Below are 25,280 nucleotides of genomic sequence, written 5' to 3'. Positions count from 1 at the left end.
GGGAGGTCCTTGAATACGAGTCTGAACGTTAGCCGAGGTGCTGGCGGAACCACGCGATCGCGGCTGCACTGGAATGCTTGAATTGCGACAGGTACGGGTCGAAATGGCCGCCTTCGATCGTCACGAGCTGCTTCGGCTGCAACGCGCGTTCGTAGGCTGCCAGCTCGAGGTCGGTCAACGTGATCGCATCGCGCGTCGCGACGACCATCAGCAGCGGCGTCGGCGATACGCGTGCGACCCACTGCCCGGGTTCGTACATGCGGGCAGCGCGCGTCGAGCGCACCGTCACGTCGTTTTCCCACACGCCGTCCGGCAGCGGCTGCAGATAGAAGTCGATCGCATCCTTCGCGCGGTACGAGGCTGGAACTGCCGGATCGGCGCTGACGACGGCCTGGCGACGCGGCGGTTCGCCGCACAGTTGCGCGCGGTCGTCGGCGGAGAAGGCTTCCTCGATCGCGGCGACCTGGTCCGGCGGAATGCGGCGCAGCCCCTGTTCGTAGCCGCTGATGGTCGGCACCTGGGCCACGACGCAGCGCAGCCGCCGGTCGGTCGCGCCGAGCACGATCGCGTGGCCGCCCGCATAGCTCGTGCCCCACAGGCCGATACGCGCGGCATCGACGAAATCGAGGCTTTCGAGGAAGCTGATCGCGCGTCGCCAATCCGCGATCTGGCGCCACGGGTCGATGTCGTGACGCGGCAAGCCCTCGCTGGCACCGAAGCCCCGATGGTCGTGCAGCAGCACGACGAAGCCGGCCTCGGCGAACGCGCGCGCGAACGGTTCGAGCCCGTGTTCCTTCACGCCGGCATAACCGTGCGCCATCGTGATCGCCGGGTGCGGGCCCGCGCCGGGCGGAACGAACAGCCAGCCGCGCAACTTGATGCCACCGTCGACTTCGAACGCTACGTCGGTGCGATTGATCATTTTCGATCTCCTGGATGGGCGCGTGTCACGCGCCGGAATAGAAATAGCTCGCGTCGATCTGCCCGTGCAAACGGCGAGCGAGTTCGGCCGAGAATTTGAGTGCGCCGCCGAGCGGGCGGTGGTGGATCGCCACGTGAACGATCTTGCCGTCGGCATCCTTCGTCAGCACGGTGATCCCGCGCATCAGTTCGCCACCGAAGGCCTGGACTTCCCATTCGAGATAATCGCGCGCGTCCTTGCGCGCTTCATGCGTGAAGGCGAGCGCCTCGTAGATCTTGCTCGCCGTCGTCATGACGGTTTTCACCTGTTCGATGCCGATGACCGGCTTCGCGAGCACGCTGGCTTCGAGCACGACGTTCGGCGCGAACGCGTCGGCGAACGTGTCCGCGGATTTCTGCGCGAATGCGCGCGTCCATCCTTGCGGCGCGACGGGCGTATCCGGTACCGACTCGACGTTCGCGACGAACGATCGGAGCGCACGCACGACCGCCGCCGCTTGCTCGACGTGCGGCCAGTGGCCCGAGCGTTCGATCGATACGACAGCGGGCGCTTCAAAGCGCGGTGCCACGCTCGACGCGATCAGTTCGGCATTGACGAACGCATCGCCGTCGCCGCGCACGATCAGCACCGGGCCGCGATAGCGGGCGGGCTCGGCGCCCGACGGATGGCCGTCGTTCCACAGATCGGCGAACACGCCGACTGCTTCGGGTGCCACCCGGTCGCCGAGCCGGCCGAGATGTTCGAGCTTCGCGTCGTCGAGGCTGACCGACTGGCTGCGCCGCAGCGCGCGCTGCGCGGCAGGATCGCCGCCGATGGCGTGGAACGCGTGCATCACGTCGGCAGGCAGGCCGGCGCCGCGCAGCGGCACCGGCGTCAGCAGCACGAGGCCACGCACCTGATCGTCGAGCCGTGCCGCGACGAGTTCGGCGATCTGCGCGCCCATGCTGTGCCCGACGAGCACGACCGGACGCGACAGTGCGTGTACCCGGGTCGTGACGTCGACCGCGAAACGGTCGAGGCTGTACGGGCCCGGTTCGCTTGCGCGTGCCCCCATCCCCGGCAGATCGACGCGCAGCGCGTCGGCGGAGCGGTCGCCAAGCTGCCGGACGACGTCGTCCCATACAGCGGCGCCGTCGAGGAACCCGTGGATGAACACGAATACGGGGGCGGCCGGGTGAGTCGGTTTCATGCTTGTCTCCTGTCGGATCATTCGGCCGGGCGCGTGGCGCCGGAAGCGGACCAGTTGTTCGCGTCGATCGGCGAGTAACCGTCGTCGAGGCCGTCGAGCCGGCCGATTCGGCGGTTCTGCAGCTTCGTGACCACCTGCGGGTCGAGCGGTGTCGTGAACGCGTTCTGCACGACCGTGTATTCGGCGGCGAGGCGGCCGACCGCCTGCAGCGCGGCGGTGTCGATGCGGCCGCGCTCGAGATAGAGATCGTCGCGAATCCGGAAGCGGAGCACTTCGCCGAAGACCACGTGATCGTGGTGTTCGCCGATCGGGATGATCCGTTCCAGCCGGCATTCGAACGCGATCGGCGCCGCCTTGACGCGGGGCGGCCGGACCGTCAGCGATTCGGCCTTTTCCAGGCCGACGGCGTCGAACTCGTCGACATCGGACGGGAATTCGAAGGCGCTGCGGTGCATCGCGTCGGCCAGCTCGAGGTTCGGGATATTCACGACGAATTCGCCGGTGTCGCGGATGTTGACGAAGGTGTCCTTGAGCGTGACGCCGTCCGAGCGCGGCTGCATCGAGATCGACACGATCGGCGGCTTGCGGCCGACCACGGTGAAGAACGAGATCGGGGCGAGATTCGCGACGCCGGTCGTGGAAAGCGTGCTGACCCATGCGATGGCGCGCGGCAGCATCGAGCCGATCAGCAGCTTGTAGTTCGCGGCGGCGTCCTGGGTGGAGGGGTCGACGATCACGATATGTCTCCTTGATTCGAGCGGTTCGGGGCGATACGCGTCACGCGGGACGACGCGCGACCATCAGCCTGGCGGTCAGGATCTGCACGACTTCGCCGCGTTGATTGACCGTCCTGGTTCGCAGCGTGAGCAGTCCGTACTGCGGGCGCGACCGGGACGGCGTCAGCTCCACGACTTCGCTCTCGACGCGCAGCACGTCGCCCGCGCGCGTCGGTTGTTTCCATTCGATGTCGGCGCCGGCGCCGAGTATTCCGTTCGCCAGTTTCGGCCCGCTCGTAACGAGCAGCCGCATCGTGATCGCCGCGGTATGCCAGCCGCTGGCGGCCAGGCCGCCGAATATCGTGCCGCGCGCGGCTTCGTCGTCGAGATGGAACGGCTGCGGATCGAATTCCGCGGCGAATCGCTTGATGTCGGCGGCAGTGACCTCGTGCGTAGCGCCGACGAAGGTGTCGCCGACGGTGAAATCGTCGAAGTAGAAAAGCTGCTGTTCCATGGACGTATCCGATGCGCTGGAGGGGAGATCCGGGCGGCGCCGCTGATGCGTTGTCGTTCGGGCTTGACGCCACTGTATGAAACGTTCCGATGCGGAGTAAGGGGGTGGCGATGAATGCGGCATTCCGGATCGGTCAATAATCGGCGCACCGGGATGCGGGTGCCGCAAGCGGCAACGAACGGCGGAGAGGGCCACGCGTAGCCGGGCCGCAGGGTGCCGCCCGGCCGTCGGGCTCGCGCCGTTTGTCGTTCGGCATTATTGATGCGATTGGAAAACCGCTTTGACCCGGTACGCCTGGGGTAGAAGCGGGCGTATCGCTAGACTGAATGCATGATGACGCGCCAGCCGAAGGCCATGTCGCTTTCCGTACCGAACGGAATCCAGCCGCACGCCGGGCAGCGCGAAAACCATGCGGAGGTAAGGATGGATACGACCGGGATCGAACCGGCCCCGTACCGTGAGGCCATGCCGGACACGCCGGCCCTCAGCATCCGGCACATCTGGGAGGCGAGGGGCGGAACGCCGATACTCCTGCGTGCGATCGAGCACAGCGATCTCGAGATCGAACGCGACCTGGTCGACCGGCTGTCGAGCCAGAGCCGCTACATGCGGTTGATGTCGGCGCGCAAGCCGACCGAAGACGAGATGGTGCGATGGACCCGCATCGACCGCCGGCGGGAAGGCGCCGTGATCGCGACCATCCGGGCGGGCGACCGCGAACGGCTGATCGGCGTCGCGCGCTATGCGATGAACGACGGCGAAACCGATGTCGTCGAATGCGCGATCGTCATCGACGATGCCTGGCATCGGCAAGGGCTCGGCCGCGCGCTGTTGTCAAGCCTGATCGATCTTGCGGAACGGTCGGGCATGAAGCGGGTGGTCGGCACGACGTTGAGCGAGAACGACGCGATGATCGGCCTGGCGCGGTCACTCGGATTCAGGCTGTCCCGCGAACCAGGGGCCGCGTTCGTGACGAATCTGCGGCTCGATCTGGATGCCCGTCATTCCGCGCTACCGGGCGAAGCCTGAAACAGCGGGGCGCTTGCTGACGGCGGACCGTCGGCCGGTTTCGCTTGCGGCGTCCGCACAAGTCGTAACACGATGCAAATCACGCGGGCTCGTTCGCTCTCCCCGGATCGTAGAACATCGCAAACAGTTCGGACTGCGATCCGACACCCAGCTTCGCATAGATGTGTTTTTTGTGCGCGCGCACGGTCTCGAACGAGATCGACAGTTTCTCCCCGATCGCGCGCGACGAGAATCCGCTCAAGGACAGCATCGCCACTTCGATTTCGCGCGTGGTCAACGCGCCGCGTCCGTTCTTTCCGGTCAGCATGCCGAAGCGCGCATGCGGGTCAGGCGCTTCGCCTTCGGCGATGCGCGGCATCTCTTTCACCACGAACGTCTCGAAGCGCAAGCGCTGCTGCATCAGCGACAGCACCCACGGCGTGTACAGCGTAAGCAATGCCATCTCGCGTTCGTCGTACTTGCTTGTTTTCCCGAGCGAAAAGCCCAGCGTGTGATCCCGATCGATCACGACGTTGAAATGCACTTCGTCGCCGACGATGTTTTTCTTGAAGTACCGCTGGTAGTACTCGGTCATCCGGAAGTTGTCCGGTGCGACGTCGGCGAGCGTGTAGAAGCCCGACGCCTGCGTTTCGAACGCGGCGAGATAGAACGGATCGAGCTGATAGAGCGCGGCCAGATAGTCCTGGAACATCAGGTCGATCTTGCCGTCGGGCATCGCCTGTTCGGCGAGCACGAGCGGCGCGGCATCGCGCGCGAAACGCAGCGCGACCCAGTTGTCGAAACCGAGATGCCGCTCGAGCACGCGCGTGAGGCGTGCCCAGAAATGCGGGCCATCGAGGGCGTCGATGGCCGAACCAATCTCCCGATGAAAAGCGAGATCTCGCCATTCGAAGTCCATCGTGTCCTCCAGTGAGGGTAACCCTGGCGGGGAATTTCAGGTCAAAAATAATAACCCGATAATCGGCCTCACTTCGAAAGGCAGTCGCACAAGCGCTGTCTCGCTTGGCGAAGCGTCGTGTGAGACGTGCGGTGCATACGACACGCAAATGAAAGGCTATTGGAAGGAGACGGTTTCATGCAGGTAGAACTCGCGCAACTCTCGCTGATCGACGGCAACGTCGCGCATAACACGCGCAAGGTGATCGACACGATCGGGCGCGTCGACGCGGCAGGCGGCACGAAGCTGATCGTGTTCCCCGAAACGACACTGTCGGGCTTTCCGACGCGAGAAAACGTCGCCGATGTCGCACAAACGCTCGACGGTCCCGGGTTATCGGCAGTACGCGACGCGGCACGGCAAAAGGGCGTCGCCGTCGCGGTGGGCCTCGCGGAACGCGACGGCGGACAGTTCTACAACACCACGGTGCTCGTCGACGAACGGGGCGACATCGTCCTGCGGTATCGCAAGACGCATCTGTGGGCGTCGGATGTCGGCGTATTCACGCCGGGCGACCGCTTCGCGACCTGCATCTGGAACGGCCTGACGGTGGGCCTGCTGATCTGCTACGACATCGAATTCCCCGAGACGGCGCGCGCCGTCGGTGCGCTCGACGCCGATCTGCTGATCGTCACCAACGGCAACATGGACCCGTTCGGTCCGGTGCATCGTCGCGCAATCGCGGCGCGCGCGATGGAAAACCAGATGTTCGCGCTGATGGTGAACCGCTGCGGGTCCGGCGACGACAACCTGACGTTCGCCGGCCTGTCCGCGCTCGTCGATCCGTTTGGCGACACCGCGATCGAACTGGGCCGGAGCGAGGCGGTTGTGCAAGCGAACCTCGACCTGACGCGTCTCGAAGCGAGCCGCGAACACTACAGCTATCTGCACGACGCACGCGTGGCGCTCGGTCTCGCGCCCGTCGAACAATCTGGCGGGCATCGCGCGCTCACGATCGAAGCGTGCCGTCACCGCGCCGAGTAGTCCGAATCCACAACAGTCCGTTCGCGGCATAGAGCAGGGTGCCGTGCCCTGCACATGCCTGCCCGTTCCATTGCAATGCCGGCCCGACGGCACAGGCATGCGTATCGGCCCCGGAAGGCCCAGGAGATAACATGCAAGCGTCGTCATCCCGTGAATCGCCAAGCCTGAAGCGCACGCTCGGCCTGCCGTCCGTGCTGCTGTTCGGCCTCGCCTATATGGCGCCGCTGATCGTCTACGGTACCTACGGCGTGCTCGCCAAGGCCAGCGACGACACGGCGGCCCTCGCGTACCTGCTCGCGCTGATTGCCATCGCGTTCACCGCGCTCAGCTACGGCAAGCTCGCACGGCTCTACCCAGCCGCAGGTTCCGCCTATACGTATACGCGCAAGACGTTCAACCCGCACCTGGGCTTCATGATCGGCTGGGCGACGCTGCTCGACTATTTCTTCCTGCCGATGGTGATCTGGCTGATCGGCGCCGCGTATCTGAACGCCGCATTTCCGCATGTGCCGACCTGGATCTGGATCGTCGCGTTCATCGTGTTGACGAGCGGCCTGAACATCTTCGGCATCGAACTGGCCGCGCGCTTCAATATCGTGCTGATGGTCGTGCAACTCGCGATTGTCGCGATGTTCGTCGTGCTGTGCTGGCACTACGCATCGGCGGCGGCAGGCGCGGGCGGTATCGCGATGGCGGAGCCGTTCTTCAAGCCGCACGTGCCGTTCGGCGCGACGATGGCAGGCGCCGCGATCGCCGCGTATTCGTACCTCGGTTTCGACGCCGTCTCGACGTTGACCGAAGAAACGATCGATCCGAAAAAGAACATGCCGCGCGCGATCCTGCTGATTGCGCTGATCGGTGGCGCGATCTTCGTGATCGCGGCGTACACGATGCAACTCGCACACCCCGGCGTCGAGTTCAAGGACACGGATTCGGCCGCGTTCGAAGTGGCGAAGATGATCGGCGGCGATCTGTTCGTGACGGCGTTCCTCGCGGGCCTGATCCTTGCGCAGTTCGCGTCCGGCATCTCGGCGCAAGCGAGCGTCGGCCGGCTGCTCTATGCGATGGGCCGCGACGAAATCCTGCCGAAGCGCATCTTCGGGTTCATTCATCCGCGCTTCAAGACGCCCGCGATCAACATCGCGCTGGCCGGCGTCGTCGGATTGATCGCGCTGAAGCTGGATGTCGCCACGTCGACGTCGTTCATCAACTTCGGTGCGTTCCTCGCCTTTACGGCCGTCAATCTGTGCGTGATTCGCCTGTATCTTTCGGGCAATCACGGCGAGCGCAGGATCGGGGTGTTCGGCGGGATCGTCTTTCCGGTGATCGGCGCGGTTTCCGATATCTGGCTGCTCGTCAGCCTCGAGAAAACGGCGCTCGTGCTCGGCGTCGTGTGGTTCGCGCTCGGACTGGTGTATCTGTGCTGGATTACGCGCCTGTTTCGCCAGGCGCCGCCTGAAGTGGCGATTTGACGGAGGCGAGGAGGGGGCTGCCGTGGCGGCGCCATTAGCCGGCGTCCGTCATCGGCTTGCCGAACGCTTCCCTGGCGAACTGGATGCCGTGGCCTCGGACAGATTCTTGCAGGCCAGCGCCGGGGCGAAATCGACGTAGCGATCGCGGACAATGGTCCGCGCCGGTCCGTTTCGCGGCACTGGTTACGCCTCACGCGTATCGATTACTGCCGTGCTGCTGGTTCATAAGGCACGTCAAAACGGCTTGCGATGTCGACGCGCACGTTCATTGCGACTCCAGATCCTGGTGCCGCCGCGGGATATCCGCCATGTTAGGCATGGTGCCGCCCAGCGAAGACAAGCGTTTGGCTGCCTGGACGCGAACGAATGTCTTGATGGCCTCGCGGAACAGATCCGCCTTATCCATACCAGGCTCGGCCATCTGCAGGGCCTTCGTATAGAGATCGTCGTCGATCGTGACAGTGGTTCGCATGGTTTTCCCTCGTCAAAATTGATGCTGTGACGCTCCAACAGTATCACCAACATGGCGTGTCGGCCGGCACGCAACCGCCGCGCCGACTCTGAAGATGGATCGATTGGTCGCCGACGCTTCCCGAGGGGTGTCGGCGATCAACCTACAAGCCAAAACACGACATTTTTATTTAGCGGAAACGCGACATCTGAACTTGGGACCTACACACAATGTCGTAGCCATTTCAAGATGTCGTGGCGCCAGCTAAATAGAAATGTCGTGTTTTCAGGGGTTCAGGATTTGTTTCTCATGGGCTGCAGATCACGCCGTGTCGAAGAGCTGGTCCTGATCGGGCAGGGCGCTTACGCTTACTGCGTTGGTCTTCGCAGACCGTCGGCCAGGTTTGCGAGGTTGATTCTGTGCCTGTCGGTGTTCGGCGAGATCCACGATTACCTGCTCGACGTCGGCCTGCGTAAATGCACGTTGCTTCTTCGTGCCAACGGGTTGCTTTGAACCGCGGACGGCCTGACCTTGATTGGTTCGCGACGGCGATCCGGAGGTTCGACGGTTGTCGCGCTGAGCCTGAAGCGCTTGCGAAACTTGTAGCACGTGACTCAATCGCTTTTGCTCGATCACTGCACCTTGATCGACTTCCGCCAGCTTGTCGTAAAGACGGCAAGACAGAACCTTGCCATCGGCTCGGATTTCGATCCGCCCGTCGGGGTACTCCCATACATCGATGTAGCGGTGAATCAGCTTCCGGTTGACCGGCGTGTCGTCCAGCAAGTAAAGCACTCGGTCGTGGAGCACGGTCAGCGATTTCGATACCCGACGTGTTTCACGCCACGTCAATAACGTATCCAGATCCTCGTCGTCTCGCAGTGGCCGATGCGCATTGAAGTCGCTGCGCGGCGGCTTCGCGAAGCGTGTGTTGTAGGCTGCCATGAAGGAGGGCGCATACGCATTGGCCTCGGCTACCGTGCTGATCCCGCGCAGCCGCAGTTCCTTCACGAGCCGGTCTTGCAAGGTCAGATGCGCTCGCTCGACACGGCCCTTGGCCGAGCTGCTGTTCGCGCAAAACGTATCGATGTTCAGCTCATACATGGCCCGGCCAAACTGCGTCACGCTGCTTCCGGTCTTGCCCGCGGTCGGGCTGCGGAACACGCTGTACTTGTCGCTGTAGAGCGCTCCAGGTTTGCCGTAACGCTCCAGATACGCCCGCGTCGCTTCGAAGTAGCTGAAGGTCGATTCGGTCTGCGTGAAGTGCAGATGCATCAACCGACTCGTCGCGTCGTCGACGTACACCAGCAGCGTGCAGGCCGGCGCCCGTTCCTCGAACCATCGATGATCGCTGCCGTCGATCTGGATCAGTTCACCCAAGCAGGCGCGCCGGGCCCTCGGCTGATAGACCTTCGGCGGCCGCTGCCGGCGTGGCACCCACAAACCGGCATCCGTCATCAGCTTCCGGACCGTCTCCTTGGCCAACTGGATGCCATGGCACTCGGACAACTTCTCGCAGGCCAGCGTCGGGCCAAAATCCGCGTAGCGCTCGCGAATGATCGTCAGCGCTCTCCGAGCCAGTTCCTCGTCCAATCGCCGGTTCCCCGGACGACCACGTTTGCGCGACATCAGTCCAGCCGCACCAGACTCCCGGTACCGAATCACTAGCCGTTCGATCTGCCGGACCGTTAGGCCCAGTCGTTCGGCCGCGCGGCCAGGCCTCAGGCCCAAATCCACTACAGCCTGGATTACCTTCAGACGGTCGAGTTCTCGCATGTTCAATGTCACCAGTGCTGTTCGGTGCATCGCCGGCTCCATGATCTGACGGGGAGCCGGCAAGCTTACCGAGGTCCAAACGCGACATTTCTAAATGGCTAGAACACGACATTTCTAAAAAGCTACTACACACAAATATTCGATAATATTGATTATGTCAAATATGATAATCGTGTCCTAAAACCCCCGATCCCGCCGCCAACAACCCGCCGCGACCGTCAATCCACCTCCAGATCCCCAACCGTTTCCGCCCGCCGCGCCCCGCGCCTCGTCACCGCAGCGTGCCGGCCGCGCCGGCCGACCGACACCACCACCCGAAACGCGACCGGCGCGAACACGAGCCCGAACATCGTCGCAGCGAGCACGCCCCCGAACGCGCCCGTGCCGATCGAACGCCGGCTTTCCGCACCGGCGCCCGTCGCCAGCACGAGCGGCACGACCCCGAGCAAAAACGCCATCGACGTCATCACGATCGGCCGGAATCGCGCGGCGGCCGCGTCGATCACCGCCTGCCGCAGCGGCACGCCGCGCCCGGCCAGGTCGCGCGCGTACTGCACGATCAGGATCGCGTTCTTCGCCGCCAGCCCGACCACGGTGATCATCCCGACCTTGAAGTACACGTCGTTCGGCATGCCGCGCGCGAGCGCCGCCGCGATCGCGCCGATCATGCCGAGCGGCACGATCGTCAGCACGGACAGCGGAATCGACCAGCTCTCGTACAGCGCGGCAAGCGCCATGAACACCGCGAGCACGGACAGCCCGACGAGCAGCGGCGTTTGCCGCGCAGCGACCCGCTCCTCGCGCGCCGCATCGACCCAGTCGAAGCCGATCCCGGCCGGCAGCACACCGGCGAGCCGCTCCATCTCCGCCATCGCCGCGCCCGAACTCGTGCCGGTCGCCGCCCGGCCGCTGATGTCGAGCGACGGATAACCGTTGTAACGATTCAGCATCACCGGGCCGATCGTCCAGTGCGGCGCGGCGATGGCCGACACCGGAACCATGTCGCCGGTGCGGTTCGGCACGGTCAGCGCCATCAGTTGCGCATCGGTCGCGCGTGCGACCGGGTCGGCCTCGATGATCACCCGCCGCATCCGGCCCGACGCCGGAAAATCGTTGACGTAGTTCGAGCCGAACGTGCCGCCCAGCAGCCCCGCGATCCGCTCGAACGGTACGCCGAGCGCATACGCTTTCGCGCGATCGACCTCGAGTTCGATTCGCGGCGCGTCCGGCAGGTCTTCGAAATGCACGGCGGCGAGCAATGGATTCGCCTTCGCGCGCGCGGATAGCTGCTCGCGAGCCGCCTTCAACGCGTCGAGTCCGACGCCGCCCCGATCCTCGAGCCGGAACGTGAATCCGTCCGAATGCCCGATACCGCGCACCGAAGGCGGCAGCGCCGCCTCGACGTCGCCGTCGATGATCGTGCCGAAACGCCCGTTGAGCCGGTCGCGCAACGCCATCGCGTCGACGTCGCGCTGCGCCCAGTCCTTCAGTTCCACGAACGCCATCCCGACGTTCTGCCCGCTGCCCGCGAAACTCCAGCCGATCACGCTCGTCACGTTCGCGATCGCCGGCTCCGCGCGCAGGATCGCCTCGACACGCTCGACGACCGCGAGCGTGCGCGCCTGCGTGGCGCCCGCCGGCAACTGGATCATCACCTGCAGTTGCCCCTGATCCTCGGTCGGCAGGAAGCCGCCCGGCATCATCCAGTACAGCAGCCCGCATGCGATCACGAGCGCCGCATAGACTGCCACGACCAGGCCGGTGCGGCGCACGGCGAACACGGCGATGCGGCGATAACCGGTTTCGACGCGTGTGAAAGCCGCACCGAACCGGTCGGCCAGACGCGTGCCGATGCCGCGTCGCCGCGCGCGGCCGGTTCCACCATCGTGTCGCGCGACCGGCTTCAGCAGGTTCGCGCACAGCGCGGGCGTGAGCGACAGCGCCATGAACGACGACACCAGCATCGACGCGATCATCGCCACCGCGAACTGCCGGTAGATGCCACCGACGGTGCCCGGAAAGAACGCCATCGGCACGAATACGGCGGTCAGCACCGCGGTCACGCCGACGATCGCCCCGCCGATCCGCTTCATTGCCCGGCGCGTGGCGTCGCGCGGCGACACGCCCTCCTCCATCACCCGGTGCACGCTCTCGACGACGACGATCGCGTCGTCGACGAGGATGCCGATCGCCAGCACGAGACCGAACATCGTGAACACGTTGATCGACAGCCCGAACGCCCACATCGCGACGAACGCGCCCATCAGCGTGACGGGAATCACGACGGTCGGCACCAGCGTGTAACGCAGGTCGCGCAGGAACAGCCACATCACGCAGAACACCAGCACGACCGCCTCGACGAGCGTCAGCACGACCTCCCGGATCGCGATCTTCACGAAATGCGCACCGTCGAAAGGAATCTCGATCGCCACGCCCGGCGGCAACACCCTCGACAGCTCGGCGAGGCGCACGCGGATCGCGTTCGACGTTTCTAGCGCGTTGCCGCGCGGGCCGAGCTGGATGCCGACGGTGGCCGCCGGCCGGCCGTTCAGCCGCGAATAGAACGAGTAGTCGTCGCGGCCGATTTCGACGCGCGCCACGTCGGCGACGCGCACCGCCGAACCGTCCGTCTTCGACTTCAGCACGATCCGGCCGAACTCGTCAGGCGACGCCAGTTGCCCCTTGACGACGATCGACGCGGTGAGCTGCTGGCCGCCCGGGAACGGCGCATCGCCGATCGCACCGGCCGTCACCGTCGCGTTCTGCGTACCGATCGCCGCGATCACGTCGTCGGCGCCGACACCGTATTCGCGCAGCTTGTGCGGATCGAGCCAAACCCGCAGCGCCTCGTCGGCGTCCCACAACTCGGCCGCGCCGACGCCCGGCGCACGCTTCAGTTCGCGCAGCACATAGCGGTTCAGGTAATCGCCGAGCTGCGCGGAATCGCGCGTGCCGTCGGTCGACGTCAGCGTGACGAGCATCAGGAACGTGTTCGCCGCCTTGAACACGCCGATCCCCTGCTGGACGACCTGCTGCGGCAACCGCGACTCGACCTGCTTCAGCCGGTTGTTCACGTCGACGAGCGCGATGTCCGGATCGGTGCCGGGCGAAAACGTCACGTCGATCTCGAGGTTGCCGTGACCGTCGCTGCTCGTCTCGTAGTACAGGAGCCCGTCGGCGCCGTCGAGGCTTTCCTCGATGATGCTGCCGACGTCGCCGTCGACCGTCTCGGTCGACGCGCCCGGATACGCGGCCGTGATCACGACCCGCGGCGGCGCAAGGCGCGGATATTGCGCGATCGGAAGCTGCGGAATCGCGAGCACGCCCGCGACGACGATTGCGAGCGCAACGATCCATGCAAAGACGGGACGATCGATGAAGAACGACGGCATCGACATGCGTCAGCGAACCGCCGGCGTTCCGGCGCAGGGCCGGTGGACAACATCGGCATCGGCACCGCCGCACGGCACGTGGATAGCCTGGGCGCGCTTCGCCCGGTTCACGTCAATCATCGGTTCTCTCTTGCGGACCGCGCACTGGAGCCAGCATCGACGACGCAAGCAGCGCGCGTGTATACGGATGGGACGGCGCATGCAGCACGTCGAGCGTATCGCCCTCCTCGACCACGCGCCCCGCCTTCATCACGACGACCCGATGGGCCATCGCACGCATTACCGCGAGATCGTGCGTGATGAACAGGTAGCTCAGTTTGTACTTCTTTTGCAGATTCGTCAGCAGATTCAGCACCTGCTTCTGGATCGACACGTCGAGCGCGCTCGTCGGTTCGTCCAGCACCAGCAGCTCAGGCTCCACCGCCAGCGCGCGCGCGATCGCGATCCGCTGCCGCTGGCCGCCGGAGAATTCGTGCGGATAACGCAGCATCGACTCGGCCGGCAGGCCGACCTCCTGAAGCAGCGCGGCGACGCGCGCGCGCCGCGCACCTCCGGCCACCTGCGGCCGGTGCACGGCGAGCCCCTCGCCGACGATCTGCTCGACCGTCATCCGCGGCGACAGCGAGCCGAACGGGTCCTGGAACACGACCTGCATCCTGCCGTACAGCGCGCGCCTGCCGCCCGTCGTCCGCAGCGCGTCGAGCGGCATGCCGTCAATCTCGATCGAGCCGGCCGCCGGCCGCTGCAGGCCGAGCACCGTCGCCGCCAGCGTCGATTTCCCCGAGCCCGACTCGCCGACGATCCCGAGCGTTTCGCCGCGCCTCAGGTTCAGCTTCACGTCGTGTACGGCCCGGAACGTCGTCTTGCCGAGCGCCGCGCGCCAGCCCTTCGCCGCGATGCGGTAATCGACGGCAAGACCCTGGACGTCGAGGATCGTCCGCGCGCCGGCCGCGACCGGCTCGACGTCCCGCTGCGGTGCGCTGTCGAGCAACCGGCGCGTATAGGCGTGCTGCGGTGCTGCGAACAGCGCGTCGGTCGTGTTCGTCTCCACGAGCACGCCCTGCTCCATCACGGCCACGCGCTGGGCGAAGCGCCGCACGAGATTCAGGTCGTGCGTGATCAGCAGCACGGCCATCCCGCGCGCGGCCGCCTCCTGCTCCTGAAGTTCGATCAGCAGATCGACGATCTGCTGGCGTACCGTCACGTCGAGCGCCGTCGTCGGCTCGTCCGCCAGCAACAGCCGCGGCCGGCACGCCAGCGCCATCGCGATCATCGCGCGCTGCCGCTGCCCGCCCGACAACTGATGCGGAAAACTGTCGATGCGCCGCTCCGGCTCCGGGATACCGGTGCGCCGCAGCATCGCGATTCCCCGCTCGCGCGCGTCGCCCGGCCGCAGCCCCTCGTGCAGCCGCAGGCTCTCGGCGATCTGCTTGCCGATCGTATACAGCGGATTCAGCGCGGTCATCGGTTCCTGGAACACCATCGCGATGTCCGCACCGCGAATGCCGCGCATCTGCTGTTCGGTCTTCGCGAGCAGGTCCTCGCCGTCGAACAGCATCCGTCCCGACAGCGTCGCCTGCTGCGCGAGGCGCAGGATCGACAGCGCCGTCACGCTCTTGCCCGACCCCGATTCGCCGACGAGTGCCACGCGCTCGCCGCGGCCGATCGACAGGCTCAGGTCCTGCACGGCCGCCCTCGCGCCGAAGCGCGCCGAAAACCCGTCGATCTGCAGCAACGCTTTCGCCATCATCGCCCCCCGCCGAACGCCGAGCCGCGCGCGCGCGTGTCGAGCGCATTGCGCAGCGCGTCGCCCATGAAGGTCAGCAGCAGCAGCGTCACCACCAGCGCCGCGAATGCGGAGATCGAGATCCACCATGCGTCGAGGTTGTTCTTGCCTTCCTGAAGCAGCTCGCCCAGGCTCGGCGTCGGCGGCTGCACGCCGAGGCCCAGGAAATCGAGGCTCGTCAGCGACAGGATCGCGGCGCTCATCCGGAACGGCAAGAACGTGATCACCGGCGTGAGGCTGTTCGGCAGCACGTGGCGCCACATGATCTGCGCATTCGTCAGCCCCATCGTGCGCGCCGCTTTGACGTAATCGAGCGTGCGGTTGCGCAGGAATTCGGCGCGCACGTAATCGGACAGCACGAGCCAGCCGAACATCGACAGCAGGATGAACAGCAGCCACAGCGACGGCGTGAAGATCGACGCGAAGATGATCAGCAGGTACAGGTCCGGCAGCGCGCTCCAGATCTCGATCAGGCGCTGCCCGATCAGGTCGGTGCGGCCGCCGTAGAAACCCTGCAGCGCGCCCGTCAGTACGCCGACCAGTACCCCCGACACGGTCAGCGCGAACGCCATCAGTACAGACAACCGGAACCCGTAAAGCAGCCGCGCGAGCACGTCGCGCCCGAACTGGTCGGTGCCGAGCCAGTTGCTCGACGACGGCGGCGCCGGATACGGCTGCGATGCGAAGTAGTCGATCGTGTCGTAGCGGTAGCGATTCGGCGGATAGACCGCGAAATTGCCGTGCGACTCGAGCTTCGCGCGCATGTAGGGATCGAGATAGTTCGTCTTCGCGGGGAAGTCGCCGCCGAACGCGGTCTCCGGATAGTCCTTCACGATCGGAAAATAATAGTGCCCGTCGTAGCGCACGAGCAGCGGCCGGTCGTTCGACAGGCCGTCGGCACACAGGCTGAGCGCGAACAGCGCCGCGAAGATCACGAAGCTTGCATAGCCGAGCGGCTGCGCGCGAAAACGCTGCCACGTGCGCCGCCATGGCGACGGCGACGGCGCGCACGCGGGATCAGTGGTCCAGGCGGCTGAACTGGATACGGGGGTCGACGAGGACATAGCAGATATCCGCGATGAGCTTGGTCAGCAGACCGATCAGGGTGAACAGGAACAGCGAGCCGAGCACGACCGGATAGTCGCGGCGGATCACCGAGTCGTACGACAGTTGCCCCATCCCGTCGAGCGAGAACAGCGTCTCGATCAGCAGGTTGCCGTTCAGGAACGCGCCGACGAATGCCGCCGGCAGCCCGGTGAGCAGCGGGATCGCCGCATTGCGCAGCACATGCTTCCACAGCACGTCGAGCTCCGGCGCCCCTTTCGCGCGCGCGGTCAGCACATACTGCCGGCCGATTTCCTCGAGAAACGTGTTCTTCGTCAGGATCGTGACGATCGCGAAATTGCCGATCACCGCCGCGGTCACCGGCATCGCGATGTGCCACAGATAGTCGAGCGTCTTGCCGATCAGCGTCAGGTCGTCGAAGTTGTCCGACGTGAGCCCGCGCATCGGAAACACCTGCCAGAACGTGCCGCCGCCGAACAGCATCAGCAGCAGCACGCCGAGCACGAAACCCGGCACCGCGTAGCCGGTCAGCACCAGCACGCTCGTCACGGTGTCGAACCGCGAGCCGTTGCGCACCGCCTTCGCGATGCCGAGCGGCACCGACACGAGATACGTGAGGATCACCGTCCACAGCCCGAGCGTGATCGACACCGGCAGCTTCGACCGGATCACCGCCCACACGCTGCGGTGCGCGAAGTACGACTGGCCGAGGTCGAACGTCGCATAGCTTTTCAGCATCAGCAGATAGCGTTCGAGCGGCGGCTTGTCGAAGCTGAACTGCTTGCGGATCTGCTCGATCTGCTGCGGATCGACGCCCTGGCTGCCGTGGTAGCCGCCCCCGCCTCCGCCCGCCTCGCCCCCGCGTGCGCTGCCGTGACGCAACTGTGCGAGCACCTGCTCCACCGGGCCGCCCGGCACGAACTGCGTGACCGCGAACGTGATCGTCACCACCCCGACCAGCGTCGGGATCATCAACAGCAGCCGCCTGAATATGTATGCCAGCATCGATGCCCCCGTCAGGCCGCCGGAGCGGGCTGTGCCGCCGGCTTCTTCACATACCAGTAGTCAATGATCCAGTCCTCGTACTGATAGGAGTCCGGCACGATCGCCGGATGGCCGAGCGTCGCCTTGTACGCGATCCGCGCGTTCGGCAGGTAGTACTGCGGGATGAGCGCGTACAGGTTGATCAGCACGCGGTCGAGCGCGTGCGTGGCCGTCTCGAGATCGTCGAGCGTGTCGGCCGCGAGCGCTGCATGGATCAGCGCATCGACGGCCTTCGACTTCACGCCCGGATAGTTCTCGGAGCCCGGCTCCGATGCGGCCGCGCTGCCGAAACGGCGCGTCAGCTCCGCGCCCGGGATCGTCACGGGCAGGTAGATGTACGTCGTCATGTCGTACTCGAAATTGTCGAGTCGCTTCAGGTAGACCGCGCTGTCGATCTCGTGCAGGTACGCGTGGACGCCGAGCGTCGCGAGCGCCTGCGTGTACGGCAGGATCAGGCGGTCCATGCCGGGCTGGTCGTCGATGATCTCGATCGTCATCGGCGTGCCGTTCGCGTCGCGCAGCGCGCCGTCGCGATAGTGCCAGCCGGCCTGCGCGAGCAGGTCGCGCGCCTCCTTCAGGTTCGCACGCAACGAACCGGGCGGCAGCGTCGAAGGCTGGCCGACCATCGGGCCGAACACTGCCGGCGGCAGCGTCGACCGGTACGGTTCGAGCAGCGCGAGCTCCCTGGCGCTCGGCACGCCGGACGCCGCGAACGGGCTCGCCTCCCAGAAGCTGCTGGTGCGGCGATACTGCCCGTAGAACATCATCCGGCTCATCCAGTCGAAGTCGAACGCCAGCGCGAGCGCATGCCGCACGCGCACGTCCTGGAACATCGGCTTGCGCATGTTCATCAGGAAACCCTGCATCTGCGCGGGGCCGTCCGGAAACTCCCCCTTCTTCAGCATGCCGTTGCGGAAATTCTTTCCGACGTACTTGCGCGCCCACTGCGTCGAGCTGTATTCCATCCGCGCGTCGACATCGCCGGCCTTGAACGCTTCGAGCGACGTGTACTGGTCCAGGTACAGCTTGAACGACACGCGGGCGAAGCGGAACATCCCGCGCCGCGACGGCAGGTTCGCGGCCCAGTAGTGCGGGTTGCGCACGTAGCGGATCTGCTTGTCGTTCTTGCGCTGCTCGATCAGGTAGGGACCGCTCGCGATCGGCGGCACGGTCGCGATCTGGTCGAACGGCGGCCGCGTGCCGTCCGCGCGTTGCCCCCATTTCGGCGAGAACACCGGCAGGTCGCCCGCGATCAGCGCCGCGTCGCGCTCCGCGTGCCTGAACTCGAAGCGGATCGCATGGCTGTCGACCACCACCGCGCGCTTGATGATCGAAAACTCCGCGTTGTAGATCGGCGACGCCTGCGGGCTCGTCAGCGTGTCGAACGAATACTTGACGTCTGCCGCGGTGATCGCGTCGCCGTTCGAGAAGCGCGCGGCCGGGTTGACGTGGAACGTCGCGGACAGCCGGTCCGGCGCGATCTCGACGTCGTCGGCGATCAGCGCGTATTCGGACGCGAGCTCGTCCCAGCTCCGCTGCATCAGCGTGTCGAACATCAGGTTCTTGATGTCCGGCGCGGGCGAGCCGCGCACGAGGAACGGGTTCAGCGAGTCGTAGCTTTGCCTTTCGTCGTAGTTTTCGAAATCGAGCGTGCCGTTGTCGGGCGCATCCGCATCCGCGTAGTCGAAATGCGTGAAGTCCGGCGGATATTTCGGCTGGTCGTATTGCGAGATCGCCGACACCGCGAGCGCGGCCCGTGGCATGACGCCGCCCGACACGAGCAGCGCCGCGCAGGCGCACAGCGCGGCGCACGTGCCGTTGCGCGTGCGCACCTGCGCGCGCACCAGGCTCGCGTGGCGCGGCACCCGCGCCCATCGCCATTTCAACAGTGTCATGGTCGGTCTGTCCGGAAGCGTGCGGGCGCGATGCCTGCGCGCGGTCGATGCCTGTGCCGGACGCCGCGTACCGGCCGCGTCCCGCGGGTTGTTCGTGTTGCAAACGATCCGACAAGCTGCGCCGTCGTCCGTCCCGGTTGCGGGCCGTCATGGCGCCAGGCGAAAAAAGGCCGCTCCAGAGAAAGGGGGGGTGGACGTGGAGCGGCCGGTCTAAAGCCTGTCAGTGCATCGCGGTCGCCGTCAGAACTTGTACGTCGCGCCGATCTGCGCGAACCGGCCGATGTACGAATACACCGACGTGTCGTACCCGCTCTGGTCCAGCGTGCCGTTCGCGAAGATCGGGTCATACGGCGGCGTGCGGTTGAAGATGTTGTCGATGCCGCCGTAGATCGTCCAGTTCTTGAAGCCCGTGTACGTCAGCATCAGGTTGAACTGGCTGTACGAACCGACCTTCGACGGGGCCGGCGCCGGCAGCAGGTTCTGCGCGTACGGGCCGGTGAACTGCCACGTCAGCGCCGCATCGAACTTCCGGTAGTTCCAGTCCAGCGTCGTGTTGCCGCGCCAGCGCGGGAAGCTGCCGCCGAACGGCTGCGTGATCGTGAAGTTGTTGCCCGCGCCGTTCACCGGTGCGCCGTCCGGGAAGCCGATCTTGTAGCTGTTGATGTACGCCCAGTCGCCCGACAGCGTGACCGTACCCCAGCCCTTGAGCGGCAGCCCCTGGCGGAACGTGCCTTCGAAGCCGTTCGTGTCGAGGTAGCCGAGGTTCTGATACGGAATCACCTTGTACAGCAACTGGCCCGTCGTCGGGTCGGTCACGACCTGCGACGGCGTGCCCTGGCCGATCACGTTGTCGATGCGGATCTTGTACCAGTCGAAGCCGAGATCCGTGTAGCGGCTCGGCGAGACCTGGAAGCCGATGTTGAAGTTGCGCGTGCGTTCCGGCGCGAGGTTCGGGTTGCCGACGGTAATCGACGTGTAGTTCTGGCCGGTGGCCGGGTCGACCTGGATGCCGAGCGTCTGCGACTTGCTGTCCTCGACGAAGGTCGGCGCGCGGAAGCCGCGGTTGTACGACGTATACAGCGTGAGTGCCTTGATCGGCTGATAGCGCAACGCAAAGCGCGGCGAGAAGGCGCCGCCCACGTCCGTGTAGTGATCGTAGCGGCCCGCCTGGCTGAACGTCAGGTTTTCCAGGATCGGGACGTTGATCTGGTAATAGACGGCCGCGACGTTGCGCTGGCCGTTCACGGTCTCCAGGTCCGGCGTGATGACCGCCCCGCTCAGGTATTCGGAGCCCGGCGTCAGCGTTTCGCTCTGGTGCGTGAACTGCGCGCCGAAGCCGATACCGACGTCGCCTGCCGGCAGATGGAACAGGTTCGGCGTCGACAGCGTCGCGTCGATCGTGTCGAGCTTCGAGATGCCGAGGTTGTTCGCTTCCTGGAACAGCCCGTTGAACGCGTTCGGCGTCGCCGCCGGGTTCGCGAAATTCAGCGTGCCGTTCTGGTAGATGTTGTTCAGCGCGTTGACGTTCAACTGGTTCGTGAACACGTTCGACACCGTGCTCTGCGAATGGCTGACCGACGTCGCCCAGTCCCAGTCGCCGTACGGCAGCGTGAACGACCCCTTGATACCGGCGGCCGCACGCCAGTAGTTGGCCCAGGTCTTCTGCGCGACCGTGTTCGGAAACGCGTAGGTGAGCGGCGTGGCCGCACCGGTCGTGTTGTACGGGTTGCCGACCGGCACGACGAAGTTGAACGGCGACAGCAGCTTCGTCTGCGGATTCCAGACGAGCGCCGGGTTCTGCGGGTTGCCGATCACGTTGTTCCACAGGCCGTCGTTGGTCGTGGTCGTGTTGTAGCTCTCGAGGAAATCCGCAAACGCGGTCGTCTTGTCGTCGATCTTGAAGTCCGCATGGAGCTTCGCGTTCAGGCGCTCGGTCATCGGCAGGATCGACGTGCTTTCGGCCGTGTTGTACCCGCAGACCGTGCCCGGCATCCCTGACGACAGCGAATTCGACGCGGCCTGATGGACCGAGCCGCCGAACGGACAGCCCCCGTTCAACGCCTGCGCGACGCCGCCGGGCATGTTCCAGTAGGACGGCGCGAGCAGCGAGAAGCCGCCCGGCTTGCCGGTGAAGTCCTGGTTGCGGGTCGAATCGCGATCGGCGAGCGTGAAGCCGTTCGACTTGTAGTAGCTGAGCGCCGCCGTCACGTTGAAGCGGTCGGCGTTCAGGTCGCCGAAGCCGCCGAGCACGCCGAACTTCATCGTCCCGTCGCCGTTACCGGCGTTGATCGCGCTGCCGAGGCTGCCGTCGAGCTGCAGGCCGCGGAAATTGTGTTTCGTGATGATGTTGACGACACCGCCGATCGCGTCCGAACCGTATTGCGAGACCGCGCCCGTCTTCACGATTTCGATGCGCTCGATGTCGTTGAGCGGCAGCGTATTGAGGTCGAAAAACGAATCGACGCTGTTCGAGAAGAATGCGTACGGCGCCACGCGCTGGCCGTCGACCAACACGAGCGTGTATTTTTCGGACAGGCCGCGCAGCGCAATGCCGGCGGCGCCGGCCGCGAAGTTGCCCGACTGCCCCTCGCCCCAGCTGTTCGCCGAGTTGGCCGCCGCATCGCGCAGGAAGTCGGCGACGGTCACCGCGCCGCTGCTCTGGATTTCCTTCGGCGTGATCGTCTGCACCTGCTGGAAACCGGTCTTGTCGGCCTGCCGGATCAGCGAGCCCGTCACTTCGAACCGCTTGATCTGCGCGACCTTGCCCTGGCCGCTCGCGCCGGGTGCGGCAGGCGTCGCCTCGGCTGTCGCACCGGATGCCGCCGCGGGCGCCGCGGCGCCCGTGGCGGCAGCGGCGCCCGCCGTGCCGTCCGCCTGTGCGACGGTCACGGGCGCGCCGTTCGCGACCGCATCCGCGATCGCGACGGCGCCCGGCGCCGGCTGGCTCTGGGCGAACGCCGGCGGCACCAGTGCGGCCGTCAGTGCCAGTTCCGCCCAGACTATCCTCTTGATGGCCAACGCCAAAACTCTCTGCTTCATCTTGTTCCCTCTCGCTCGTAGTAAGACCCCACCTGCCGTGCGCCGGAACCTTGTGAATTCCTTGCGCGTCCTGGGCGCCCGTGTATCGGAACCCGCGATTGCCACTTTTCCGACTGCCATGACTCGAACGGATCGTCCTCGGGGCACCCGTGCCAGTCAGCATCACCGTCTTTCTTGATTTTGATTCGTCATACTGATTACCTACAATGAGCGCGCTTCCTGCTACCTCCCGATTCGATGGACGGCGAATCCTGCAGGCGACGAGAACGTCTCGCGCGCCGTACTCCGTGCCATCCGCTGTCGATCGGGTACTTCTCCTTCATCGCGGCGCGGCGCAGCGCCGGCCGCCCTCCGCTAGAACAGCCTCGGCGTGCCGACCCAGACGATCACCGCCTCTTCGTCGGCCGTGTTGTGCCACGCATGCGGCATCGTCGATTCGTAATGCGCGGTATCGCCCTCGTTCAGCGTGAACGTGCAATCCTCGAGCGTCAGCGCGACCTGCCCGCGCATCACGTAGACAAACTCCTCGCCCGCATGCGTCGTCACCTCGGACGGCAACTGTCCCGCGGGCATCCTGACGAGAATCGCGTCGAGCTTGCGGCCATCCACCAGATTCGTCAGCCTGGCGAACTGGCTGGCCGAGTTCGCGAACTGGAAATACTGCAATGCGTTTCCGCGGCACACGGAGCGCGCTTCCGTCGGCGTGTCGATGAAATACTGCATCGTCACGCCGAGCGCCTTCGCGATCCGGACCAGCGACGTGATCGACGGCGTTGCCCGCCCGCGCTCGACCTGCGACAGGAACGGCTTCGAAATGCCGGCGATCGTGGACGTTTCGTCGAGCGTGAGTTTCAGGCGCTGGCGCAGCGCCCGGATCTTGTTGCCTAGCGACACGGCGACGAGCACCGACTCATCAGGGGGCAAAACCATGGAATGACGCAGCCTCGCAGTCGAAATCGGTTTGATGTCGGCGATCCTTGACCGATGCGACGACGCGCCCGGCCCGGCGCGATACCCGGCTGCGCGCTGCCGCCGCGTGCAGGCCGCGCGCGGCGCAACCCGGCACCGTCGCTGCACCGTCTCGCAGCCTTCGCATATTTCATTCGGTTTACTAACTAACAAGGCTGCCCCTTTCCTCGTCGGACCTGACCGTCAAGCACTTGCACTGCCGCGGCGGTATGCCGCTTGTCGACCGCGCCCGCGTCGCGCGCCGTCGTGCCTTTCCGTTGCGTTACCGGGATGCCACCGACGTCCAGAGCTTTGCCAGGTCGCCGGAACCGTCGGCCCCCTTGACCGTGCGCAGCACCTGGATCGCGCGCGCCTTCTGGCCAGCCACGTAGTACGCCTCGCCGAGCCGCAGTCGCGCCGCGTCAAGATGTTCGAGCCCACCCTTCGCGATTGCCTGCTCCATCATCGGCAAGCCCTGCTGCGCATGGCCCGCAAAGACGAGGTTCATGCCCGCGTCGATCGGCGCCGCCGGCGTCGCGGCGTCGCCGCCCGGTTGCGCGCGCTTGGCGGCGAGCGCCTGCAGCCGCTTCTCGCGATCCGCCTGCGCGTCCTTGCCGAGTACGCCGGACGCAAACCCCTGGTCGATCACCTGCTTGCCTTCGGCGGGAGACCCCGCAACCAGCGCGAGCTGCGTCATCTCCATGTATGCGTCGGCCGTCGCGAGCGACCCTGTCGCGCGGCGCAACCGGTAGATGTCGAGGTCGAGCGACGACAGATACCCGGGGTTGCCGCGAATGGCCGTGATCATTTCGTCCCAGTACGTGGGGCTCGGGTGGTAGGCCACCAGCAGCCCGAGCGCACCGCGGTACGCGTTGCCGTCCTTCACTTTCTGCGCGCACGTCGCGAGCATCTGCAACTGCCCTTCATCCGGTGCGTGTCCGCCGTTCGCCTGCGCGTCCGTGCTCGCCTTCAACTGGCTCACGACCGGCGCGCAATCGTTCGACAGGTAATACGACTGCGTGAGCAGCGTGCGCATTTCCGGATCCGTTCCGCCTGCCTTCAGGTAGCGCTGCGCGATCCGGATCGCCAGCGGGTAGTTCTTCTGCTGGAAGTAGATACCGGCCAGCGCCGCCGTCGTCCGCTGCTCGTCGTCGCCCGACAGCCGCCCCGAGCTCAGTACGGCCTCGTACGCCTGCGCGGCCGTGCCCGATTCGCCTGCCGCCATCGCCGCCGCGCCGCGCATCTCCTCCACCATGTATGTCTCGTACGGCGTCCGGTTGGGCACGGCGGCCGCCTGGGCGATCTTGCCGAGCGCGTCGCGATACTTGTGCGCCCGGTACAGCTCCTGCGCCGCCGCCAGCGGTTTCGCCACGTCCGGCCGCAGCGCGTCCGCCGGCAGCGCCGGCCGGCCGAGCATGCATGCCGCGCCGAGCGCCGTCACCGCCACCATCCGTTTCCATCGTCGCTGGTTCATCGGCTCGTCCGTTTCGTCATTGCATGAACTGTTCGTTACCGATCAGGCCGATCTTGGTCGCGCCCACGCGTTGCGCGGACGCCAGCACGGCTGCCACGTCCTTGTACGGCACCAGTTTGTTCGGCCGCAGGTGGATCTCCGCCTGCACGGGCTCCGCCGCCACCTGGGTCAGCTTCGCCTCGAGCGCCGCGCGGTCCGGCACCGGCGCGCCGTTCCACGTCGTCGTGCCGTCGAAGTCGATGTCGATCTGCACGATTTCCGGCGGCGTTGCCGGCGGTGGCGGATTGCCCACCGGCAAGTCCATCTTTACCGAATGCATCTGAATCGGGATCGTGATGATCAGCATGATCAGCAACACCAGCATCACGTCGATCAGCGGCGTGGTGTTGATGTCGACCATCACTTCCGGTTCCGCATTGCCTCCGCCCGAAGGCACATTCATTCCCATCGTCGACTCCTGTCGATCAGAGTTGGCGCTTTAGCGCTTACTCTGATCCCATGCTTTGCGGTCGATCAGAGTTGGCGCTTTAGCGCTTACTCTGATCCCATGCTTTGCGGTCGATCAGAGTAAGTGCTTCAGCACTTACTCCTGCCCCATGCTTCGCATCTGATCCCATGCTGTGCGGTCGATCAGCGTCCGCGCTCCG

The 25,280-nt window shown here is 65.6% G+C and carries 19 protein-coding genes; 3 read left to right on the top strand and 16 right to left on the bottom strand.

Annotated elements, in window-relative coordinates:
- Positions 1-28: 28 nt before the first annotated feature.
- Genes JYG32_RS05070 through JYG32_RS05055 form a run of 4 tightly spaced genes read right to left on the bottom strand, consistent with a single transcriptional unit; the run spans position 29 to position 3,341 of the window.
- Positions 29-922 (bottom strand): alpha/beta hydrolase, encoded by an 894-nt coding sequence (locus JYG32_RS05070; RefSeq protein ID WP_213264859.1) that lies wholly within the window; start codon positions 920-922, stop codon positions 29-31.
- Between the two features lie 25 nt (positions 923-947).
- A complete protein-coding gene (locus tag JYG32_RS05065; protein ID WP_213264858.1) occupies positions 948-2,111 on the bottom strand; it encodes an alpha/beta fold hydrolase in 1,164 nt (387 codons plus the stop codon).
- A 17-nt stretch (positions 2,112-2,128) separates the two neighbouring features.
- Positions 2,129-2,848, bottom strand: a complete 720-nt coding sequence (locus JYG32_RS05060; protein WP_213264857.1) for a flavin reductase family protein — start codon at positions 2,846-2,848, stop codon at positions 2,129-2,131.
- A 40-nt stretch (positions 2,849-2,888) separates the two neighbouring features.
- Entirely contained in the window at positions 2,889-3,341 is a 453-nt protein-coding gene (locus tag JYG32_RS05055; RefSeq protein WP_174380264.1) for a MaoC family dehydratase, read from the bottom strand.
- Positions 3,342-3,671: 330 nt separating this feature from the next.
- Between JYG32_RS05055 and JYG32_RS05050 the strand changes: the two genes are divergently transcribed.
- Positions 3,672-4,370 (top strand): GNAT family N-acetyltransferase, encoded by a 699-nt coding sequence (locus tag JYG32_RS05050; protein ID WP_213264856.1) that lies wholly within the window; start codon positions 3,672-3,674, stop codon positions 4,368-4,370.
- Positions 4,371-4,449: 79 nt separating this feature from the next.
- On the opposite strand, the gene JYG32_RS05045 is transcribed toward JYG32_RS05050, so the two are convergent.
- Positions 4,450-5,268, bottom strand: coding sequence for a response regulator transcription factor (locus tag JYG32_RS05045; protein ID WP_213264855.1), 819 nt, complete (start codon positions 5,266-5,268; stop codon positions 4,450-4,452).
- Between the two features lie 177 nt (positions 5,269-5,445).
- Here JYG32_RS05045 and JYG32_RS05040 point away from each other — a divergent pair, with 177 nt between their 5' ends.
- Together JYG32_RS05040 and JYG32_RS05035 are read left to right on the top strand one after the other, a co-directional pair.
- Positions 5,446-6,291, top strand: coding sequence for a carbon-nitrogen hydrolase family protein (locus JYG32_RS05040; RefSeq protein ID WP_213264854.1), 846 nt, complete (start codon positions 5,446-5,448; stop codon positions 6,289-6,291).
- Between the two features lie 131 nt (positions 6,292-6,422).
- Positions 6,423-7,763, top strand: coding sequence for an APC family permease (locus JYG32_RS05035; protein WP_213264853.1), 1,341 nt, complete (start codon positions 6,423-6,425; stop codon positions 7,761-7,763).
- 265 nt (positions 7,764-8,028) lie between these two features.
- Here JYG32_RS05035 and JYG32_RS05030 read toward each other — a convergent pair whose 3' ends face one another.
- From JYG32_RS05030 to JYG32_RS04980, 11 genes are all read right to left on the bottom strand, one after another.
- Entirely contained in the window at positions 8,029-8,235 is a 207-nt protein-coding gene (locus tag JYG32_RS05030) for a type II toxin-antitoxin system VapB family antitoxin (RefSeq protein ID WP_213264852.1), read from the bottom strand.
- Between the two features lie 300 nt (positions 8,236-8,535).
- Positions 8,536-10,020: an ISNCY family transposase gene (locus tag JYG32_RS05025; RefSeq protein WP_213264851.1), complete on the bottom strand. Its 1,485-nt coding sequence runs from the start codon at positions 10,018-10,020 to the stop codon at positions 8,536-8,538.
- 188 nt (positions 10,021-10,208) lie between these two features.
- A complete protein-coding gene (locus JYG32_RS05020) occupies positions 10,209-13,382 on the bottom strand; it encodes a multidrug efflux RND transporter permease subunit (RefSeq protein WP_213265380.1) in 3,174 nt (1,057 codons plus the stop codon).
- A 112-nt stretch (positions 13,383-13,494) separates the two neighbouring features.
- Positions 13,495-15,129, bottom strand: coding sequence for an ABC transporter ATP-binding protein (locus JYG32_RS05015; RefSeq protein ID WP_213265379.1), 1,635 nt, complete (start codon positions 15,127-15,129; stop codon positions 13,495-13,497).
- Positions 15,129-16,232, bottom strand: a complete 1,104-nt coding sequence (locus JYG32_RS05010) for an ABC transporter permease (protein ID WP_174380259.1) — start codon at positions 16,230-16,232, stop codon at positions 15,129-15,131. Before JYG32_RS05010 ends, JYG32_RS05015 begins: the two co-directional genes overlap by 1 nt.
- Entirely contained in the window at positions 16,186-17,238 is a 1,053-nt protein-coding gene (locus JYG32_RS05005) for a microcin C ABC transporter permease YejB (RefSeq protein WP_213264850.1), read from the bottom strand. The genes JYG32_RS05010 and JYG32_RS05005 overlap by 47 nt, the downstream gene beginning before the upstream one ends.
- 11 nt (positions 17,239-17,249) lie before the next feature.
- Positions 17,250-19,172: an extracellular solute-binding protein gene (locus tag JYG32_RS05000; RefSeq protein WP_213264849.1), complete on the bottom strand. Its 1,923-nt coding sequence runs from the start codon at positions 19,170-19,172 to the stop codon at positions 17,250-17,252.
- Positions 19,173-19,412: 240 nt separating this feature from the next.
- Positions 19,413-22,211, bottom strand: coding sequence for a TonB-dependent receptor (locus JYG32_RS04995; RefSeq protein ID WP_213264848.1), 2,799 nt, complete (start codon positions 22,209-22,211; stop codon positions 19,413-19,415).
- 354 nt (positions 22,212-22,565) lie between these two features.
- Complete coding sequence (locus JYG32_RS04990; protein WP_174380255.1) at positions 22,566-23,141, bottom strand: helix-turn-helix domain-containing protein; 576 nt, start codon at positions 23,139-23,141, stop codon at positions 22,566-22,568.
- Between the two features lie 301 nt (positions 23,142-23,442).
- Positions 23,443-24,633, bottom strand: a complete 1,191-nt coding sequence (locus tag JYG32_RS04985) for a tetratricopeptide repeat protein (protein WP_213264847.1) — start codon at positions 24,631-24,633, stop codon at positions 23,443-23,445.
- A gap of 16 nt (positions 24,634-24,649) precedes the next feature.
- Positions 24,650-25,081: an ExbD/TolR family protein gene (locus JYG32_RS04980; RefSeq protein ID WP_047900734.1), complete on the bottom strand. Its 432-nt coding sequence runs from the start codon at positions 25,079-25,081 to the stop codon at positions 24,650-24,652.
- Positions 25,082-25,280: the final 199 nt, after the last annotated feature.

It is taken from the genome of Burkholderia pyrrocinia, assembly GCF_018417535.1.
In the GTDB taxonomy this organism is placed as follows: Bacteria; Pseudomonadota; Gammaproteobacteria; order Burkholderiales; family Burkholderiaceae; genus Burkholderia; species Burkholderia pyrrocinia_E.
This window is presented reverse-complemented; position numbering and strand designations above follow the sequence as displayed.

What these genes read in the sequence shown, in the direction of transcription:
- JYG32_RS05070 (WP_213264859.1), bottom strand. Translation starts at nt 922, where the DNA reads ATGATCAATCGCACCGACGTAGCGTTCGAAGTCGACGGTGGCATCAAG.
- JYG32_RS05065 (WP_213264858.1), bottom strand. Translation starts at nt 2,111, where the DNA reads ATGAAACCGACTCACCCGGCCGCCCCCGTATTCGTGTTCATCCACGGG.
- JYG32_RS05055 (WP_174380264.1), bottom strand. Translation starts at nt 3,341, where the DNA reads ATGGAACAGCAGCTTTTCTACTTCGACGATTTCACCGTCGGCGACACC.
- JYG32_RS05050 (WP_213264856.1), top strand. Translation starts at nt 3,672, where the DNA reads ATGATGACGCGCCAGCCGAAGGCCATGTCGCTTTCCGTACCGAACGGA.
- JYG32_RS05045 (WP_213264855.1), bottom strand. Translation starts at nt 5,268, where the DNA reads ATGGACTTCGAATGGCGAGATCTCGCTTTTCATCGGGAGATTGGTTCG.
- JYG32_RS05040 (WP_213264854.1), top strand. Translation starts at nt 5,446, where the DNA reads ATGCAGGTAGAACTCGCGCAACTCTCGCTGATCGACGGCAACGTCGCG.
- JYG32_RS05035 (WP_213264853.1), top strand. Translation starts at nt 6,423, where the DNA reads ATGCAAGCGTCGTCATCCCGTGAATCGCCAAGCCTGAAGCGCACGCTC.
- JYG32_RS05030 (WP_213264852.1), bottom strand. Translation starts at nt 8,235, where the DNA reads ATGCGAACCACTGTCACGATCGACGACGATCTCTATACGAAGGCCCTG.
- JYG32_RS05025 (WP_213264851.1), bottom strand. Translation starts at nt 10,020, where the DNA reads ATGCACCGAACAGCACTGGTGACATTGAACATGCGAGAACTCGACCGT.
- JYG32_RS05020 (WP_213265380.1), bottom strand. Translation starts at nt 13,382, where the DNA reads ATGCCGTCGTTCTTCATCGATCGTCCCGTCTTTGCATGGATCGTTGCG.
- JYG32_RS05015 (WP_213265379.1), bottom strand. Translation starts at nt 15,129, where the DNA reads ATGGCGAAAGCGTTGCTGCAGATCGACGGGTTTTCGGCGCGCTTCGGC.
- JYG32_RS05010 (WP_174380259.1), bottom strand. Translation starts at nt 16,232, where the DNA reads ATGTCCTCGTCGACCCCCGTATCCAGTTCAGCCGCCTGGACCACTGAT.
- JYG32_RS05005 (WP_213264850.1), bottom strand. Translation starts at nt 17,238, where the DNA reads ATGCTGGCATACATATTCAGGCGGCTGCTGTTGATGATCCCGACGCTG.
- JYG32_RS05000 (WP_213264849.1), bottom strand. Translation starts at nt 19,172, where the DNA reads ATGACACTGTTGAAATGGCGATGGGCGCGGGTGCCGCGCCACGCGAGC.
- JYG32_RS04995 (WP_213264848.1), bottom strand. Translation starts at nt 22,211, where the DNA reads ATGAAGCAGAGAGTTTTGGCGTTGGCCATCAAGAGGATAGTCTGGGCG.
- JYG32_RS04990 (WP_174380255.1), bottom strand. Translation starts at nt 23,141, where the DNA reads ATGGTTTTGCCCCCTGATGAGTCGGTGCTCGTCGCCGTGTCGCTAGGC.
- JYG32_RS04985 (WP_213264847.1), bottom strand. Translation starts at nt 24,633, where the DNA reads ATGAACCAGCGACGATGGAAACGGATGGTGGCGGTGACGGCGCTCGGC.
- JYG32_RS04980 (WP_047900734.1), bottom strand. Translation starts at nt 25,081, where the DNA reads ATGGGAATGAATGTGCCTTCGGGCGGAGGCAATGCGGAACCGGAAGTG.